Origin of the sequence: Streptomyces yerevanensis, from assembly GCF_000716805.1 — a bacterium.
GTDB lineage: Bacteria > Actinomycetota > Actinomycetes > Streptomycetales > Streptomycetaceae > Streptomyces > Streptomyces flaveus.
Genome location: NZ_JNWJ01000191.1, coordinates 1 through 1,292 on the forward strand (window position 1 = coordinate 1; position 1,292 = coordinate 1,292).

The following is a 1,292-nucleotide window of genomic DNA, read 5'->3' on the forward strand; positions in this document are numbered from 1 at the left end:
TTGACGTCTCTCCCGGCTGAAGCCGGGAGATTCCCGCCTGGCCGCCGTTGTTGAGCGACGGCCTTCGGGTGGTTCCTGTTTCATCACCCACCGCCCGGCTTGCCGGGTCTTACACGGGCTCCGCAGGCGTTTTACGTGTCCGGTCGTCCCTCGGCCACGATGCTTCGCCCCTCAAGGCGGAGGTTGCACTCGGCGTTCTGGTCCCGGTCGTGTCGGGTTCCGCAGTCGCACGTCCAGGTGCGTATCCGCAGCCCTGCTTTCCCCTTCGGGCCCGTCAGTGCCCCGCATGCGGAGCACAACTGGGTGCTGGGGAAGAACCGGTCGACCTTGACGAAAGTCCGCCCGTACCTCGCGCACTTGGCTTCGAGGGTTCGGGCGAACATGCCGAGGCTCTGGTCGTGCAGGCTTTTACCGAAGGTCTTGGCCATGCCCTTCACGTTCAGGTCCTCCAGGTAGACCGCTTGGCTCTCGCGGACTGTCCGGGTGGTCTCCTGGTCGATGAAGTCGCGCCGCTGGTCAGCGACACGGGCATGGATCTTCGCTACGGCGAGTTTGGCCTTACGACGGTTACCGGACCCCTTGGCGCACCTGCTGAGCTTGCGCTGGGCGCGCCGGAGCTTCTTCTCCTGACGCCGGAAGAACTTCGGAGAAGCGATCTTCCGGCCCCGCAGCACCGCGTAGGAGGACAGGCCCAGGTCGATCCCGGTGTCCGTCTCCTCCCAGTCCAGCTCCGGCAGGGGCTTGTCCTCGGTCTCGATCACGAACGAGGCGAAGAACCTGCCTGTCGCGTCCTTGATGACCGTAACGGATGACGGGTCGGAGGGAAGCTCTCGGGACCAGCGCACACGCACGTCGCCGATATTCGGGAGTCGGAGCCTGCCGTTCTTGGTGATGGAGAAGCGGGCGGCCTTGGTGAACCTGACCGCCTGGCGGCTGGCCTTCTTCTTGAAGCGCGGAGGCCCGATCTTCGGACCCTTGCGGGTGCCCTTCTTCGACGCGAAGAAGTTGCTGTATGCCGTCTGGAGATCCCGCAGGGACGACTGAAGTGCGACCGCCGAGACCTCGCCGAGCCATGCACGCTCGGGCGTCTTCTTGGCCTCGGTGATCACCAGCTTGGCCAGCTCGACAATCGAGGGGAGTGCCTCGTCCTGCAGGTAGGCGTCCTGGCGGATACGCAACGCGTCGTTCCAGACGACGCGGGCGCACCCGAACGCCTTCGCCAGCTCGGTCTTCTGCGGGGCGCTCGGGTACACGCGGAACTGGTACCTGAGCTTCATAATGATCACGATACC

1 protein-coding gene is annotated in these 1,292 nt (G+C 64.9%); it reads right to left on the reverse strand.

What is annotated here, in order from left to right; all coding sequences use genetic code 11:
- Positions 1-131 precede the first annotated feature (131 nt).
- The coding region (locus tag OP79_RS48985) for an RNA-guided endonuclease InsQ/TnpB family protein (RefSeq protein WP_245685764.1) at positions 132-1,292 on the reverse strand (1,161 nt) is incomplete at its 5' end.